General features: G+C 49.6%; 2 protein-coding genes. Both read left to right on the top strand.

From position 1 onward, the window contains the following. The first annotated feature begins 30 nt into the window (after nucleotides 1–30). Nucleotides 31–16725 carry an SDR family NAD(P)-dependent oxidoreductase gene (locus tag HWQ44_RS16050; protein WP_292720255.1) on the top strand — a complete coding sequence of 5565 codons (16695 nt, stop codon included), beginning with the start codon at nucleotides 31–33 and terminating at the stop codon, nucleotides 16723–16725. Nucleotides 16726–16737: 12 nt separating this feature from the next. Continuing rightward, nucleotides 16738–17871, top strand: coding sequence for a MupA/Atu3671 family FMN-dependent luciferase-like monooxygenase (locus HWQ44_RS16055; RefSeq protein ID WP_292720258.1), 1134 nt, complete (start codon nucleotides 16738–16740; stop codon nucleotides 17869–17871). Nucleotides 17872–17879: the final 8 nt, after the last annotated feature.

A 17879-nucleotide genomic window follows, 5' to 3' on the forward strand; every position in this document is an offset into this window, starting at 1 on the left:
GACAGCATGACTCGTAGCCCAGGTAGAAAAATGGTACAACAAAGCCACTTTGAGCTATGGCCGATTTTAAAAAATCACATTCTGTCAATTTTTAATGCTCCGAACTTCAAGGAGCAACCCAGAGTTCTTGTTGAACTGGGCTGCGGTAACGGTCTACTGCTACAACAGATATACTTATGGATTCGAGATCATAGTCTTCGCGGTAATGTCCTAGACGAGCATGATCTGACACTAGTTGGTATTGAGCAATGCCCAGATTTAATTCAGACTGCAACTCGTAACCTTGGAGATATCCCCGCTGATGTCATTTCAATGCCTTTGAATTGCCCAGAGCAGATATTGCGTGAACTGGACGGTCGAATAACTGCTAAAAAGCAAGATATCTTGTTCGTTCAGTCCGTTTGCCATCTCAACGATGAAGAATCTGACTTAAGCGACATCAGGGACATAACCGAATATAACAGGCAGATGTTGAGCGAGTGGAGCAACGTCGTGGGTCGTCACGGACTCCTGATTTGCCAATCTCACCCTGTCTTACTGCAATTGACTAAGGACATCAATTATTTAAGCCACGACTTCAATAACTTGCCAAATGAGGCGGTTCCCAAAACCAGCGATATCGGTGCTGAATCTTTCCTGATACTGGCAGCTAATGTTGGGTTATTTCCGGCTAGCCAACTGACACCAACCGATACATCGGTCGTGCATTTTCAGAAAGTGGACTATCGCATTCGCCACACTCGCTCATCAGATTTGCCCGCACTAGTGCAATTAGAAAAGGAATGTTGGTCGATTGAGTTGCAAGCTACATCTACCAACTTGGTCGATCGCCTGAACAATTATCCGGAAGGACAGTTAGTGCTGGAGTTGCCCGATTATGATAATAATTACAAAGTCGTCGGGGCTATCTACTCACAGCGGATTGAAAGTGCCGATCAAATTCAAACCATAGCCGCAAATCGAGTCTCAGAGTTGCATTCCCAGAACGGTTCTATTGTCCAGTTGCTGGCGGTAAACATTCTTCCCAAAGTTCAGGAGAGGAGACTTGGGGATCACTTACTGGAGTTTATGCTTCAGCGGTGCAGCGCGATCGATGGTATCGAGTCTGTCGTGGCGGTCACGTTGTGCAAGGAGTTCCATCGCCACGAGTTTTCCTTTGAAGAGTACATAAGGCAGCGCAATGTCCGTGGTAAGCTAATCGATCCAATTTTGAGGTTTCACGAACTACACGGCGCGAACATTGAGTGGATTGTGGAAAATTATCGACCATTGGATCGAAACAATCAGGGGCATGGGGTACTCGTCCGCTATCCAATTCATCAGCGTAGACGCGACGATCGGCGAATTAATGACGCAGCAAAGTGGGATGCTGAACCACAAGCATGGGACACCGAATTGGCTACTGCATTTTTGGAAGCGACGGTTCAGTCCTGTCTGGATGATGAAAAACGGAGTGGATACAAGTTCGATCGTCCCTTGATGGAGATGGGTCTGAATTCAGTCGATTTGCTGATTCTCAGCGAACAAATCAGCGCTCGCTTCGGGCTGATTTTAGACCCAGCCTTCTTCTTCAGCTACACCACGCCCGAAAAGGTGTTGATGTTTCTGATCGAGAAGCAGAAACTCTCGGTAACGCAGAATGAAAAAGCAGGGGGGAAGGGGGCAGGGAGCAGGGGAGAAAAACCATCCCCATCCCTTGTAGATGGGGTTTCAACCAAGAGTGAAAGGGAGCAAGGGAGCGTTCACCCACAAGGGGTGAGGTTTGTACCTCCAGTCCCCTCTTCTCCCTGCCCCCTGCCCCCTGCCTCTTATCAAAATGTCGCGTCCCCATTCGTCGCCCCTACAGATACCTTGTTGACAACTACTCCCAAATCTGCAATATCGTGGCGAACCGAAGCAACCGACTCGGACGACGCTGTTGCCATTGTTGGGTTAGCCTGTCGGCTCCCCGGTGGCATTAACAATCCCGAATCGCTGTGGGATCTGCTCAAAAACGGTGGTTCAGTGATTGAGAAACTTCCAGAAGGACGTTGGCAATGGCCTAGGGACATCGACCCAGAAGGCAAGCACCAAGGTATCGATTGGGGTGGTTTTTTATCCCAAATCGATCTGTTTGACGCTGGCTTTTTCCGCATCAGTGCGATCGAAGCTCAGAGCATGGACCCGCAACAGCGAATTCTCATGGAATTAGCTTGGCAAACACTAGAAAACGCTGGCATCACTGCGAACAAAGTTGCTGGCAGCAGTACGGGAGTTTTTGTGGGTGCTAGTGGCTCTGATTACTGTCGGGTAATGGAGCAGGTAGGTATTCCGATAGAAGCCCACGTTGCAACGGGCACGTCGTTGGCGGCACTGGCAAATCGCATCTCTTACTTTTTTGACTTGCGAGGCCCAAGCATCGTCATTGATACGGCCTGTTCCAGTTCGCTGATGGCAGTGCATCAGGCGGTTCAATCTATCCGAGCAGGTGAGTGCTTACAAGCACTTGTGGGCGGCATACATATCATGAGCCATCCGGCTAACAGTATCGCATATTACAAGGCTGGGATGTTGGCGCATGATGGCAAGTGCAAGACATTTGACGATCGCGCAGATGGGTACGTTCGCAGTGAAGGCGCTGTCATGTTTCTGCTCAAGCAATTGCGTCAGGCAAAAGCAGATGGCGATCTAATTTATGCGACGATCAAGGGGTCAGCCTCAAATCATGGTGGACAGTCCGCCGGTCTCACTGTACCGAATCCGCAACAGCAGGCAGCACTCTTAACCAATGCCTGGAAAGCCTCTGGTGTAGCCCCTAACACCATTAGTTTTATCGAAGCCCACGGAACGGGCACAGCCTTAGGAGATCCCATTGAGATCCAGGGAATTCAACAAGCTTTTTCGGAATGGAGTCAGACTCCCCAAGTCGCGATCTCCTGCGGTCTGGGTTCGCTCAAAACCAACCTGGGGCATTTGGAGGCGGCTGCGGGTATAGCAGGTCTGCTGAAAGTCGTGCTATGCCTCCAACATCAAGAACTGCCAGCAAATCAGCATTTCGGACACCTGAACCGTCATATCAATCTCGCCGACAGCCCGTTTTATATTGTGGATCGACATCAGAAGTGGGATCGCCCCAACGAATCTATTCCCAGACGGGCTGGTGTAAGTAGTTTCGGCTCTGGAGGTGCAAATGCTCACGTTGTGGTGGAAGAATATGACGTAGGGTGCAGCGTTGAACTAGGGACTGGGGATTGGGGACTAGGGATTGGGGACTGGGAAGATAAGTCTGTGGATTCAGACCCCAGCCAAATCTTGTTCGCGCAGCGTTCGCACGAGAAGAAATTTCTTGCCGAGTCCCCAGTAAAGAGTACCCAGTCCCCAAGCGGCCAGGATTCCCCAACAAGCTTGGCCGAAGTTGTGGAATCTTGGGCGCTACCTGCTGAAAAGGTGGATGACCGAACTTCTGAACCTTTTCTTTTCGTGCTGTCGGCTCAGAATACTGCACAGCTAAGGGATTATGTCAAGCAATTTGAGCAGTGGCTCAGTTCGCTCTCTGACGAGCAATGCTCCTTGGCAGAACTGACTCGGTTTCTGCAAAGCCACAGGCAGGCATTCGAGGAACGGCTGGCTGTGGTAGCCGCAAGTCGCGTTGACCTGGTTAATAAGTTGCGTCAATTTCCAGATATAGGCGAATCGGGTTTTCAAGGTAACATCAAGCATCCTAGTCGTGAGGTTAAGACTTTAATTCGGGGGACTCTGGGAGAACAGGTGATTCAAGCAGCGCTCGCAGGGCGAGATTGGGAGCAGTTGGCAGCTCTTTGGGTCGCCGGAGTTTCCCTGGACTGGTGTTTGCTGGATGAAAATAAATTGCCGACGGCATCCTCAAAACATTGGCGGTTCTCCGTGCCAACCTATCCTTTTGCGAAGAATCGGTTTTGGCTTCCAGGCACAACGTCACTACAAGAGTCGGCTTTGCCAGATGCCAATGCTTCCGTCAAGCTGGAACAAGCTGATGAACAGTCTGCTTCTGAGGCGGAACTGTTTACGTTAAAGCTGGTTTGGCAACCAGTAGACATTTCAAGCTGCGAAAAATCTGGCTCGAAGATGCCCGACGGTAAGACGGTGATTATTGGTGGCACCCCTGAGCAAAAGCAGGTTTTGCAAACGTATTTTACCCAGTGCGAATTCATGGCGATCGCCACTGATGCAGATATCCACGATCTCGTTGAGCAACTCAAGCTGCTGGGGCGGATTGCTCATATTATCTGGGTCGGAGGCAGTAATTCGGCCAGACATGACTTTCCTGAGAATCTTCTGGTTAATCAAGCAAGCGATCTTGTACAAGTTTACCGTTTGCTCAAGGCGGCGGCGGTTATTTATGGAAACGAAAGGCTGCAATGGACTGCGATCGCACTACAAAGTCAAGTGGTCTTTTGTGGTGAAGATCCCGATCCCACCCAAGCGGGTATTCATGGATTTATCGGCAGTATAGCCAAAGAATTTCCCCAATGGAAATTTCGGCTGCTGGATATGCCTTCACCCGCAGGTACATCATATATATGGCCAGTGCCAGAGATGTTCGTCCCCTTTGATTCGGATGTGCGATCGCTGGCGTGGCGGGACGGCAAATGGTACAGACCGATCCTGGCAAAGCTGTTTTTGTCAGAACCTGGTCGATCGGCCTATCGTGCCGGCGGTGTATACGTAGTCATCGGTGGTGCCGGAGGTTTGGGCGAGGTATGGAGCCAATATCTGAGCGAAAAATATCGAGCGCAAATCGTTTGGATTGGTCGCAGCCCATTGAATGAGACAATTCAGCAGAAACTAGAGGCGATCGCTAACTTGGGGCCAATGCCGAGATATATTTCGGCAGACGCAACGAGTCAGGAGGAACTTCAGCGCGCCTATGAACAGATTAAACGTGAGTTCGGCTCGGTGCAGGGTGTCGTTCATGCGGCGGTGGGTCTTTTCGATCGCAGCTTCAAGGACACAGACGAAGCTAGACTTCGCACAGTTTTGTCTGCCAAAGTAGACGTGAGCGTGCGGCTAGCTCAGGTCTTTCACACCGAAGATTTGGATTTTGTTTTATTCTTCTCCTCCATTGAGGCGCTGTCGCAAAGCGGCGGACTGAGTGGTTATGCCGCAGGCTGCGCCTTTAAGGATGCCTTTTCCCAGTGCCTCGCCAGCCGTTGGAACTGCCCAGTCAAGGTGATTCATTGGGGGCACTGGGCGATCGGCACCGGAGACAGAATCTCCCAGGCATCTAAGACTCGCCTCAAACAACGTGGCATCGGACTTCTAGAGTCTAAAGAGTCGATGCAGGCGTTAGAGTGCCTAGTGAGCAACAATCGCCTGAATCAGCTTGCTTTAATTAAGAGCGCAAGTGTCGAGGCAATCGATTGGTACGACGGGGGCGAATTTGTTGTTAGCTTCGAGGAAGTTACGCCGTCAATCATACACGAGATTCGGCACATCGATGTCGCGCCCAACCAATCGATCGGGCAACTACAGGCGGATAGCATCTTTCAATGCAAACAGATGCAGCCGCTTTTAATCCGCCTGCTGCGAACTAGCCTCAATGCACTAAACCTGCATTCGTCTGGTAGTGTACCTGACTTCTACGCAAAATGGCTGGCAGCTAGTATATCTATTCTTACTCAAAACGAAGCGGGGGCTGGACTCGAATCCCCGAACATAGTTTGGCAAGCCTGGAAGGAGGCTAGGGACAATTGGCCAGAAGCCGACAGCAAACAGCGGGCGTTTTCCTTAGTTGAGACTTGCGTTCGGGCGTTGCCAGAAATTCTATCCGGGCAGAAGCGAGGGACGGACAGTCTGTTCCCGAATGGTTCCCTACAGATTGTCGAAGGTATTTATCGTGACAATTCTGTTGCCGATTATTTTAACGAAGTGTTGGCAAAATCGCTACGGTCGGCGATCGAGGCGCGGTTGAAGCACGATCCACACACAAAGCTGCGGATATTAGAAATTGGTGCGGGAACAGGCGCAACAACAAAAGCCATGCTGTCCAAATTAGCCGGACTTGAGGATAGCATTAGCGAATACCGCTACACCGATATCTCCAGAGCATTTCTTTTGCACGCCCAAGAGAAATTCATCCCTGACCATCCCTTTGTTGAAATCGGCATCTTTGACGTTGAACAGCCGTTGGCAGGACAGAAAATTGCAGGCGGTACTTATGATTTCGCGATCGCCACAAACGTACTGCACGCGACTCGTAACATTCGGCAAACGCTGCGGAATGTCAAGGCTTGTCTGCGGACTAATGGTTTAATTTTGCTCAATGAGCTTTGCGACCAAACGCTGTTCGGTCATCTCACGTTCGGGCTATTGGAGGGATGGTGGCGACATGAAGACCCAGAGTTGCGAATTGACGGGACGCCGCTGTTGTCAGTTGAATCTTGGGAGCGAGTGCTGCAAACAGAAGGGTTTCAATCTCCCTGGTTCCCGGCGGCGATCGCGCGATCGCTCGGACAACAGGCGATCGTTGCTGAGAGTGATGGACTGGTGCGGCAGAATCGCCCGTCAGTTGGTAATGCAACTCGTACTGTTGAAAGTGGTTCTGGCATCAGCAGTATAGATGCAATCAACGAATCCGATGATACTAGCCTCCGCCAAAAAGCCACCCGGTTTTTCCAGCAACTAGTAGCCAAAATACTCCGCATGGACCCAGAGCAGATCGAAGCTGATGAGCCGTTCCAGAGTTATGGAATTGATTCCATCTTAGTGGTGCAGATCGCAGGGGCGCTACAAGAAAAATTTGGAGGAATTCATAGCACGTTACTTTTTGAAGTGCAGACTCTCGGCGAACTAGTCAACTACTTCGTTGAGTACCGCCGCTCGGACTTGATCGCGCAGCTGAGTAATAATCGGGAATCCGCCACTACACTAGATCAAAATGCCGCAAGTGAATCGCCGGATGCCGAACCTGCCGCCGCGATCGCTACTAATACTTCCCGATTAGCTGCTCGGTCGAGAAGCAATACCACAGATGCCATCGCCATCATTGGCATGAGCGGTCGCTATCCGATGGCTAAGGATCTGTCCACCTTTTGGGAGCGTCTGAAAGCCGGAACCGACTGTATTTCGGAAATTCCGCGCGATCGCTGGTCTTGGGAAGATCATTTTCATCCTCACGTCGAAGAGGCAGTCGAGCTTGGCAAGAGCTATTGCAAGTGGGGCAGCTTTCTGGATGATGCCAAGGAATTCGACGCCCAATTCTTCGGTATTTCCCCGCACGAAGTGGTAAATATCGATCCCCAGGAGCGAATTTTTCTTCAGGCGGCATGGGAAGCATTGGAGGACGCCGGTCACACCAGGCAGATGCTAGAATCCCAATACCAACAGCAAGTCGGCGTATTTGTCGGCGTGACCAGAACCGGATTCGATCTCTACGGGTCGGAACTCTGGAGACAAGGTAAGATCGGACACCCCCACACATCTTTTAGTTCGATCGCCAATCGCTTGTCGTATTTTCTGAATCTTCGCGGGCCCAGTATGCCCATCGATACTATGTGTTCTTCGTCGCTCACAGCAGTGCATGAAGCTTGCCAACACCTCCAAAATGGTTCAGTGCAACTCGCCTTTGCTGGCGGTGTCAATCTCTATTTGCATCCATCCAGCTACAACATTCTGTGTGCCAGCAAAATGCTGTCTAAAGATGGTTGTTGCAAGAGTTTCGGCAACCACGGCAATGGTTTTGTTCCCGGCGAAGGTGTGGGGGTGGTATTACTGAAGCCCTTGTCTGTTGCGATCGCCGATCGGGACAACATCTATGCCGTAATTCGCGGCACTCATGTCAATCATGGAGGTAAAACCAACGGCTATACAGTGCCCAATCCCAAAGCACAGGCAGAACTAGTGTTTGAGGCGCTAGAAAAGTCTGGGGTCGATGCCAGAGAGGTGAGCTATATCGAAGCACATGGAACGGGAACTGAACTTGGCGATCCCATTGAAGTTGCGGGTCTGACTAAGGCGTTTCAACTGCATACTCAAGACACAAGCTTTTGCGCCATAGGCTCTGTCAAATCCAACGTCGGTCATCTGGAGGCGGCCTCTGGAATCGCGGGTTTGACCAAAGCGATCTTGCAACTCAGGCACAAGCAACTCGTTCCCAGTCTGCACGCTGACGAACTTAATCCAAATATCGACTTTCCTCAGACACCGTTTTACGTGCAGCGTCATCTTCAGCATTGGCCGCAACCGATCGTGGAAGTAGACGGAAAAACGAAAACAGTCCCTCGCATCGCTGGCGTATCGTCCTTTGGGGCTGGCGGTGTCAACGCCCATGTTGTTGTCGAGGAGTATGACGAGGAGCCAACCAGCGAGTCCGAAATCGGTGACACGCCAGTATTAATGCTGCTATCTGCGAGAAATAACGGGTGTTTAGCTGCTTATGCCAATAAACTGCATCAGTTTCTAGAAGCAGGGGCGGTGAATCTCCAGAACCTAGCTTATACCTTGCAAGTGGGGCGTGAGGCACTACAGTCACGGATTGCCATGCTCGTATACTCGCAATCCGATGCGATCGCCAAACTTGATGCTTTTATTAAAGGTAAATCCGATATTGATGACTGCTATGTGGGGCTAGCTGGTAAAGATAAAGCTACAGTTCTCAAGTGGAATTCTGACCCCGATTTGCTCAAACAAATAACAGCCTGGACTGAAGAGGGCTGTTACGCTCGTCTAGCGGAACTCTGGGTCAAAGGCGTAAATATTGATTGGTCGAGGCTTCGTCGCACATCGACCATTTCCCCCCGGCGAATTTCGCTGCCAACCTATTCTTTTGAGAGAAAACGGTATTGGTTGGAACTGGAAGGCAACAATTCTAGCCAGATTACTCCGACAGTAAATACACAGGCGACAAGCGGCGAACAAAGTAGCAAAGCCATTGAGTTGAACGACCAACAGCAGACAATAGATTCACCTAAAAGTAGGAAGTTAATTACTTTGGTGGACACTGACAAGGTTCAGTGCGATAAAGTTAATCGCCGCAATCGACAACCGATTCGCCTGAGCGATCCAGCCGATCTGACACCGCAGACCAAAGTAACGTCCTCTTTTCTCAGTCTTTCCCCCCAAGGTGAGGGAATAGTCGAAATCAGGATCGCTGCCGCCGATCGCCCCTTAGATGCTTCCAGGCTCAGTACTGAGCTAAGGGATAAGATGCGATCGCTCGCCTTGAGGGATGAAGTGCGTGTCTTATTGCTGGTTGACGATGGCGGCTTGTTTTCTGGCAGCATAACTCACAACGATGTGCCAGTCATGCGGGCGTTGATTGGTTTTCTCCTGGAATTAGAATTACCTCTAATTGTGTTACTTAAAAGTGATATTCGTGGATTGGGTTGGAACTTAGCCAGCCTCTGTGATTTCCTCATCTTCCGTGAAAGCGGTCAGTTTTGTCACCGAGGTTTGAGCGATCGCGATCGCTCGATAATTGAGGAGCGATTTGGCAAATCATTCGCGTCTCGATTTTTTGCACTGCCACATCTTTGTAGCGGACAGGCATTGGTAGAAATGGGTCTGGACTGCCTGGTTGCTGCCGACGATCGGCTCGACGATCTTGCCTGCGATTTCGCAACTCAAATTTCTCACTCACCGCAGCGATCGCTGATTGAATTGAAAAAACAGCTATCACGTAGCGTCCAAAGCCTAGTGCGTCATGCTTATTTCCCATCTCCAGCCAATAGCAATATCGAGTTGAGCGACGTGTCGGCAGTTCCATTCTTTACCCACCAGGATTTAAAACGAATGGTTGAGGAAAATGACCAATGGCTTGCCAGTCCGACCTTAGTGGCTACGTATTGCGATGTAGTCCACGTCCATACATTTGGGAACGGCGTTGTGCAGGTTACACTTGCCGATACAGCCAATAAAAATATGTTCTCCAACGCCTTTAGCGAAGGATTAACTCAAGCGTTCGAGCATATTGAAAGTGTGCCCACTTATAAAGTTGTCGTACTTATTGGTTACAACCAATACTTCGCGTGTGGTGGAACAAAAAGCGGCTTGCAAGATATATATAACGGCAGGGCGCGATTTACCGACAACGATATTCACAGCCTGCCCCTGCGATGTCATCTACCTGCGATCGCAGCCATGCAGGGTCACGCGATCGGGGGTGGTTGGTCATTAGGGATGTTCTGCGACGTAAACATATTCAGCGAAGAAAGCATCTATCAAACTCCTTATATGCAGTACGGCTTTACGCCTGGAGCCGGATCGACGCTGATTTTTCCTGCACGTTTGGGGCCAAACTTAAGTCGTGAAATTCTGTTCGGAGGACGAGAATACAAGGGAGCCGAGTTAAAGGAGCGAGGTATCTCAATGCCTGTGCTTCCTCGTAGCCAAGTTCTTGGTTATGCCCTGAAGCTTGCTCATCATCTCGCCAAGTTTTCCCAAAATGAGCTTGTTCAGCGAAAAAACCAGGCAACCGCAGGGCTAAAGGATTTATTGGACGCGGTTCACACGCAAGAGTTGGCAATGCACGAGAAGACATTTGTTGGTCAATCCCAGGTGCTGAAAAACATTCACGAACGGTTTGATCGGGGCATTGAACTAGGGATTGGGGATCGGGGACTAGGGACTGGGGATTGGGAAGATAAGTCTGGGGATTCAGACCAGAACCAACTCGTTATCCAGACACTCAGAGAAACGATCGCGGCGGAATTGTTTTTAGAAACCGAGGAAATTGACGAAGATGCAAAGTTTGTCGATCTGGGACTAGATTCCATCTCTGCGGTCATGTGGATCAAACGCATCAACGTCAAGTTCGATCTCTCTCTCCCCGCCACGAAGGTTTACAGCTATCCAACTCTGCGAGAATTCGCCAACTACGTGCAGCAGTCTAGCAACGTCCTTAATGGTTTGAAAAACAGGCAAGGGAGCAGGGAGCAGGGAGCAGGTGAGAAGGTTCAGATGGGGATTCGACCCCGCCTGAACGAGAACCACTTAACAGAAGTGGGGGACTCAGACCCATGTTCCGCTCCGCTCCACCGCTCTTGGTTGGGATCGTTTCCCCCTGCTCCCTGCCCCCTTCCCCCTGCCTCTTCGCTGAAGGAGCAGACAGCCACTCCCGAAGCAACGATCGTTGGCGATCGCGTTGAGAATTGTCCGCCTGCTCCGATGCCATTAAACAGAGAGTTACCCTCATCACCATCGATTCTGAATATCCTCACCGAATCTCTGGCGGAAGAACTATTCATGGAAGCAACCGAGATCGACGAAGAGGCGAAGTTTGTTGACATGGGGATGGATTCCATTACTGCGGTCACGTGGATCAGGAAGATAAATCAGTTATTTGGATCTTCGTTGCCAGCAACGGATGTCTACAAATATCCTACACTCAGCGACTTTGCCCGCAACATTGAGCAAACCGTTGCCAGAATGCAGTCCAACAATGCGGTGGCACTTTCCCCCCAAACAGCGTCCGCTCACCAAAAAAGTGCTGAGTTGAAAGTGCTGAGTGCTGAGTTAGAAATGAGAAAAAATATATCCTTGCTTCAATCCCCTAGTTTTAAGGATGAGGTACGACTGGACACTCAGCACGGACTAAACGCCCCGATATTACTTAGCACTACTGAAATACCAGAGGAGTCTCTGCCTACCCCTGCCGACAGAAATTATTATAGCAGTGACGCGATCGCCATTATCGGTATGGCCGGTCGATTTCCGCAAGCGAAAAATTTAGCAGAGTTTTGGGAGAACATCGCCAACGGCAAAAACTGTGTCTCGGAAATAGCAAGCGATCGCTGGAACCTTGCTGATTTCTATGACCCGGATAGGAATGTAGCAAACAAGACATACTGCAAGTCGATGGGTGCGCTGGAGGATATCGATCAGTTCGATCCCCTCTTTTTCCATATTTCCCCACGGGAAGCGGAATTCATGGATCCCCAGCAAAGGCTGTTTCTCCAAACTAGCTGGCAATGCATTGAAGATGCGGGATATAACCCCACATCCTTTGCAGGCAGCAAGTGTGGCGTATTTGTCGGCTGCGAAACGGGAGACTATGGAAAGATTGTGCAGCGATATGAGTTGAACGCTCTCGGATTGCTAGGCTCTTCTGCGGCACTGCTTCCAGCAAGGATCTCCTATTTCCTCAACCTCCAGGGCCCTTGTATGGCGATCGACACAGCCTGCTCTGCATCGCTCGTTGCCATAGCCAACGCCTGCGACAGTCTGCTACTGGGTCACTCCGATGCAGCCTTGGCTGGAGGAGTCTACGTCCTCTCCGGGCCGGAAATGCACATTATGATGAGCAAGGCTGGTATCTTGTCACCCGATGGCAGATGTTTCACCTTCGATCGGCGTGCTAACGGCTTTGTACCGGGCGAAGGTGTGGGCGTCATGTTACTCAAACGCCTTGCTGATGCCGAAAAAGACGGTGATGACATCTGCGGTGTGATTCGAGGCTGGGGGGTGAATCAAGACGGCAAGACCAATGGAATTACAGCCCCTAACGGACAGTCACAGCAACGATTGCAGAAACAGGTCTACGAACGGTTTCAGATTCAGCCAGCAGACATTCAACTGGTTGAGGCGCACGGTACAGGAACGCGACTCGGCGATCCGATTGAGGTAGAAGCGTTATGCGAAACCTTTCGTGAGTTCACCAATAAAGAAAAGTTTTGTGCGATCGGGTCGCTCAAAAGCAACATTGGTCATCTCGCCACCGCCGCGGGGGTGGCTGGGGTAATCAAAGTGTTACTTGCCATCAGGAATAAAAAACTGCCGCCGACAATCAACTATGAATCGTTAAACGAACACATCAATCTTGATAGCTCCCCGTTTTACATCAATACAAAATGTACAGACTGGATTGTCGATGCAGAGCCTCGGCGTGCTGCCATCAACTGTTTTGGCTTTAGCGGCACAAACGCACATATGGTCATTGAGGAATATGTTAATCGGAGCGATCGACATCCAGCTATCACCGATGTTGCACCCGCTCAACCTTATCCGATCCTACTTTCCGCCAAGAACGAACAGCGCCTGTGGGAATATGCAGAACAACTGCTAAAACACCTGGAATCACAAACGCAACCTGGCCAACAGCCAACCGCCTTGAGATATCGGCTATGTGACCTTGCGTACACATTACAAGTGGGGCGTGAACCAATGGATGCCCGTCTAGGATTTGTTGCTGATACCTTGACTGAAGTAAGGCAAAAGCTGCGCCGCTTTCTTGACCGCAGTCTGTCTACTCAGATGAAAAGTTTTGATAGTATCTATTGTGGCTTGGTTGGATCGGATTCCTCGGATTTTATAAAATTTGCTGCTGATAGTGACATTGTGACGACGACTAATTCTTGGTTGTCTCAACGAAAATACTCCAAGGTAATGGAACTATGGGTGCGAGGTGTGGCGATTGACTGGACGCAGATTTATACCACTGGTGTAACAGCGCCAAAGCGGATTCGCCTACCAACCTATCCATTTGCCAGAGAGCGTTACTGGATTGGCAAAGAGATGGGAGCGATCGCCGATTTATCAGTCAAAAAATCAGAATTTGCCGATCGTCTCGACTCAGCCAGTCAACTTGGGGACTTCCAAGAAATAAATTATCCATCTTGTGGGGTGGGCATCCTGCCCGCCCTGAATATGGGACGGGTGAGGACACCCATCCCACAAGAAAATTTGGGATGTTTTTTTACTTGTCAGTCCCTTGAGTGGACTCCCGAAGCACTTCCAGAGGATATCCCGTGGAGCGATCGCTTTGCTGATTATCAAGACCAAAAAATCCTCATCGTCTACGCCAGCGATCGGGATAAGGAAGGGATCTGTAGTCTTCTGAGAAAAATTGAGGCTTCCGTTGGGCTGGAGCGATCGCTAAACTTGCAATGTCTTAGCTTCGATGCACTCACCACTATTTCCATTGGGCAACCGTTGAATGTTGTCCTTGCCGTGGAATCTAAAGATGATACCGCACGCAACTATTTTGAGATCCTTGGCGAATGGTTAAAATCCCAGCAAGGATTGTTTGATACATATTATCTGACTGCCAATACCGAAGGTTTTGCAGATATAGAAAACGATCCGGCGACGGGCGCGATCGCAACATCGCTCTCTAACAATTGTCGAATTATTAGTGTGCAGCAGGGTACATCTTGTGCAGAGAAGTATCAGGTTCTCCTGCGGGAATGGTTGAGCCGCAACCCATTGGATGAACGGTCGAGATTGGAATGGGTACGCTACGATGGGGTCGAACGATTCGTTTTGCATCGCGCTAAATACCAGCCTGTCGAGTCTGAGGAGAAATCAAAGCGCCTCTATTCTATCCAGAAAAAGTGGAAACAAGGCGCTGTTCGACCGACAGAAACCTCGTCTTTCCAGGGCGAGATGCTGATTTTGGTAAACGAAGAAACCGCCGATTTGGGGCAATGTTTATTCAATCAACAACGGGCTGTGATTGTCTACTGTGCAAATAATGACAGTGACCGAAATCGTCAGATATCAGCACAAATACTTGATTTTCGCGATTCCTCCTGCGGATTGGAAAGTGCAAAGACGATCCTCTCCCAACTTGAGCGGATTCGCATCGTTGTCGATCTCAGCGCTCTCTACCAAAGTTCTAAGGATTGCGATCGGGATGCACTGGGAAAAATTGCGTTTTATCAACAGCTGATAGCTGTCAGTTCCGATCTGGACATATTATATGTCACAAAGGGGTTACAGCATTTCCGCTCAGATACGATTAGTCTTGCCGGAGCGAAACTTGCCGGACTGATTAAGGTACTCAGTGCCGAACACGCATACGTCGCATCTCGACATATCGATATTGATACAGCGATGCTGCGTAATCCAGGGTTGCTCGAACAGGCACTCACTCAGGAGCTTACCGCTAACCTGGAAGAAACAGAAATTTGTTATCGCCAGCAAGAACGGTTCGTCCCATACCTGGAAGCTGAACTTGAAAAAGGGACTGGGGACTGGGGATTAGGGACTGGGGACTGGGAAAACTTGGAAGGGGATTCAGACCTAAACCAAGTTTTGTTCGCGCAGGGTCTCGTAGAGAAAAAAACTCTTCCTAGTCCCCATTCCCCCTTATTTCCAGAGGCTACCCCACCTTCCCCAGCAAAGAGTCCCGGAGCGCCATTCCTCCCAGACTTCGGCGCCTCTTGTCGGGGAGGAATGGCGGGACATGTTGAAGAACCAAGGGCGGATTTCTCGATTCGTAGCGACGGAGTTTATGTTATCAGTGGAGGAACGGGAGGAATTGGGCTGGAAATAGCTGATTATCTCGTAGCCAAAGGCGCGAGGAAACTCGTCTTGATGGGACTGAACCCGTTACCACCCAAAACAAAATGGGGGGACGATCGCGAACAATATTCCGAACACCTAAAAGTGAAACTTGGTAAGCTAGCCTCGTTAGATCGCCAGGTTGAGCATTTGAGCATATATACGGGATCGTTAACCGAATCTCACCAGTTAGCGGACTTCTTTGCTGAAATTCGCGATCGCGTTGGTTCGATCGGCGGTGTGATTCACAGTGCTGGTATCACTTCTGACTTCAAAAAGCCTGCTTTCGTAACCAAAGATTTGGCTGGCATAGCTGCCGTCCTCGAACCCAAAGTAGCAGGACTCGAAGCACTTGCCGCCGTTTTTGCGAACGACACCCTCGACTTCTTCGTGGCCTTCTCTTCATTGACGGGATTAATCCCTCGGTTCGCAAAGGGAAGTTGCGACTACGCCTTGGCAAATGCTTATGTTGACTGGTTCATGGCTTATCAAAACACTCAACCGCATAAACGAGGCTATAAGTCAATCACCTGGGTGGACTGGCACGAAACTGGAATGGCGGCACGGGCACCATCATGTATCTTTAAAGCCATGCAAAACAATCTTGATAAAATTGGCTTGTTTACCCATTCCAACGAAGTCGGTAAGGACTTATTTGAACTTGCGCTTCAGCAGCAGGAAGCAGCCTGGGTTCTGAATACTGAGCTAGACCCAACCAAGTTTGGTGAGGCTGCTCCCACGCTGCTTTTTGCACGCGATCGCTCTGCAAGCAATTCTCAGACTGAGGTTTCAAGCATCCAGTACCAGATCGAACAGTGGGAATCTCTGGTTCAGAAGCAAGGATTCATTGCCCCAGAATGCGTCACAAATATCATCAGTTTGTCAGAAATCAAAAGGCTCGAACCGCAACTGATTCAACGCATTTACCGTCTGTTGTTTCCGCAAACTACTGCCAAAGCTTTCGACAAAGAGAGCCATGAAGCGATCGCCTTCAATGCAAATGACTCCCAACCAAACCAGCCAGACGCACCCACCATCAACGTGATTCGAGAGGTTGCAACTCAGGTTCTGAAACTCAAGGAAATCGATGACAACAGGAAGTTTCAAGATTATGGGTTGGATTCCATTTCGGCAACCCAACTCGCAATTCGCCTGGAAAAACGTCTTCAAAAAGAAGTGCAACCCCAGTGGCTCCTTGATTTCCCGACAGTCAAGCTTTTGACCGATTGCTTGCAACGGCAACCAGTGCCCTTGGCAGTACACGGTGAAGTGATTGCCAAGGCGATCGAGAAAGCAGTGAGGGAAGTACTGAAGATAGGCAGTATTGATTACAATCAGACTTTCCAGAATTACGGATTAGACTCCATATCGGCAACCCAATTGGCAATTAAGCTTGAGAAGCATTTGGAGCAAGAGATTCTGCCCCAGTGGCTAATTGACTATCCAACAATTACATTGCTTGCTCGTCACTTAATTACCCAGAGATAAGTTGTAAAAAGCATGACTACTTCCATCGAAGAATTGCTCGGTCTACAGCGCCCGACTGCAACCCATAAAAAGGAAAGTAACAACCAAATTTCGTTCAGCTTGCTGTTTTTCTCTGACGTGAGGAAAGATGTGACGGACAAGCAGAAATATGAATTCGTGCGCGACATCACGGTATTTGGCGATCGCGCAGGGTTTACGGCAATCTACATACCTGAGCGACACTTCTACGAATTTGGTTCCATCTTCGCCAATTCGGCGGTGATGGCATCCTATTTAATTCCGCAGACGACCCGCATTCGGTTTAGAACAGCTGGAATTTCCCTACCTCTGCACCATCCGGCTGAAATCGTCGAGTGGTGGGCGATGAATGATATATTATCTGGTGGACGAGTGGATCTTGGTTTTGGTTCGGGATGGAACAAGCCAGATTTTATTTATGCGCCGGAAGAATATGCCGAGCGACGCAAAATTTGTAGTGACTGGATTCCGCTGGTGCAAAAGCTTTGGCGTGGCGAAACTGTCGCCTTTCCCGGCCCCGACGGTGAACTAATACCGATTGTGGTTTATCCACGTCCCCTGCAAAAGGAACTGAACGTCTGGCTGCTTGTCACAAAGAATAATGACGGTTTTTTTTACGCAGGTCGTCAAGGTTACAACGTTTTCACCATGCTCTACGGAAATAACTTTGAAGCTATGCGAGAAAAGATCGCATTATATCGTCAGGGACGGGAGGAAGGGGGTCACGATCCCAAGAAAGGCATAGTAACTCTAATGCTACATACGTTGGTTCACGAAAGCCGTGACTTGGTGCATAAGGTTGTTGAATTACCCTTTAAGGCATATATCAAAAGTTCTCTAGACGCGCACGTACAAGCACTGGATGATAATGAAGGTGTCTCAGCGAAAGAGAAGGCCAAAATACTCGATTACGCATATCAACGGTATGTTAAAACAGCAGCTATTTTCGGCACCGTGGACGACGGCAGGAAAGTCATTGATGAAGCGATCGCGATCGGTGTTAACGATATCGCCTGCTTGGTTGATTTCGGAGTGGATTACTCCTTGGTAAAGGAGTCGCTCTCCTACCTGGAACAATTGATTTCGTATTATAGCAACAGTCAAGGTGGTCAGGACATCAACAGATGATACAACTT

Origin of the sequence: Nostoc sp. JL34, assembly GCF_017114945.1 — a bacterium.
Classification (GTDB): Bacteria; Cyanobacteriota; Cyanobacteriia; order Cyanobacteriales; family Nostocaceae; genus Nostoc.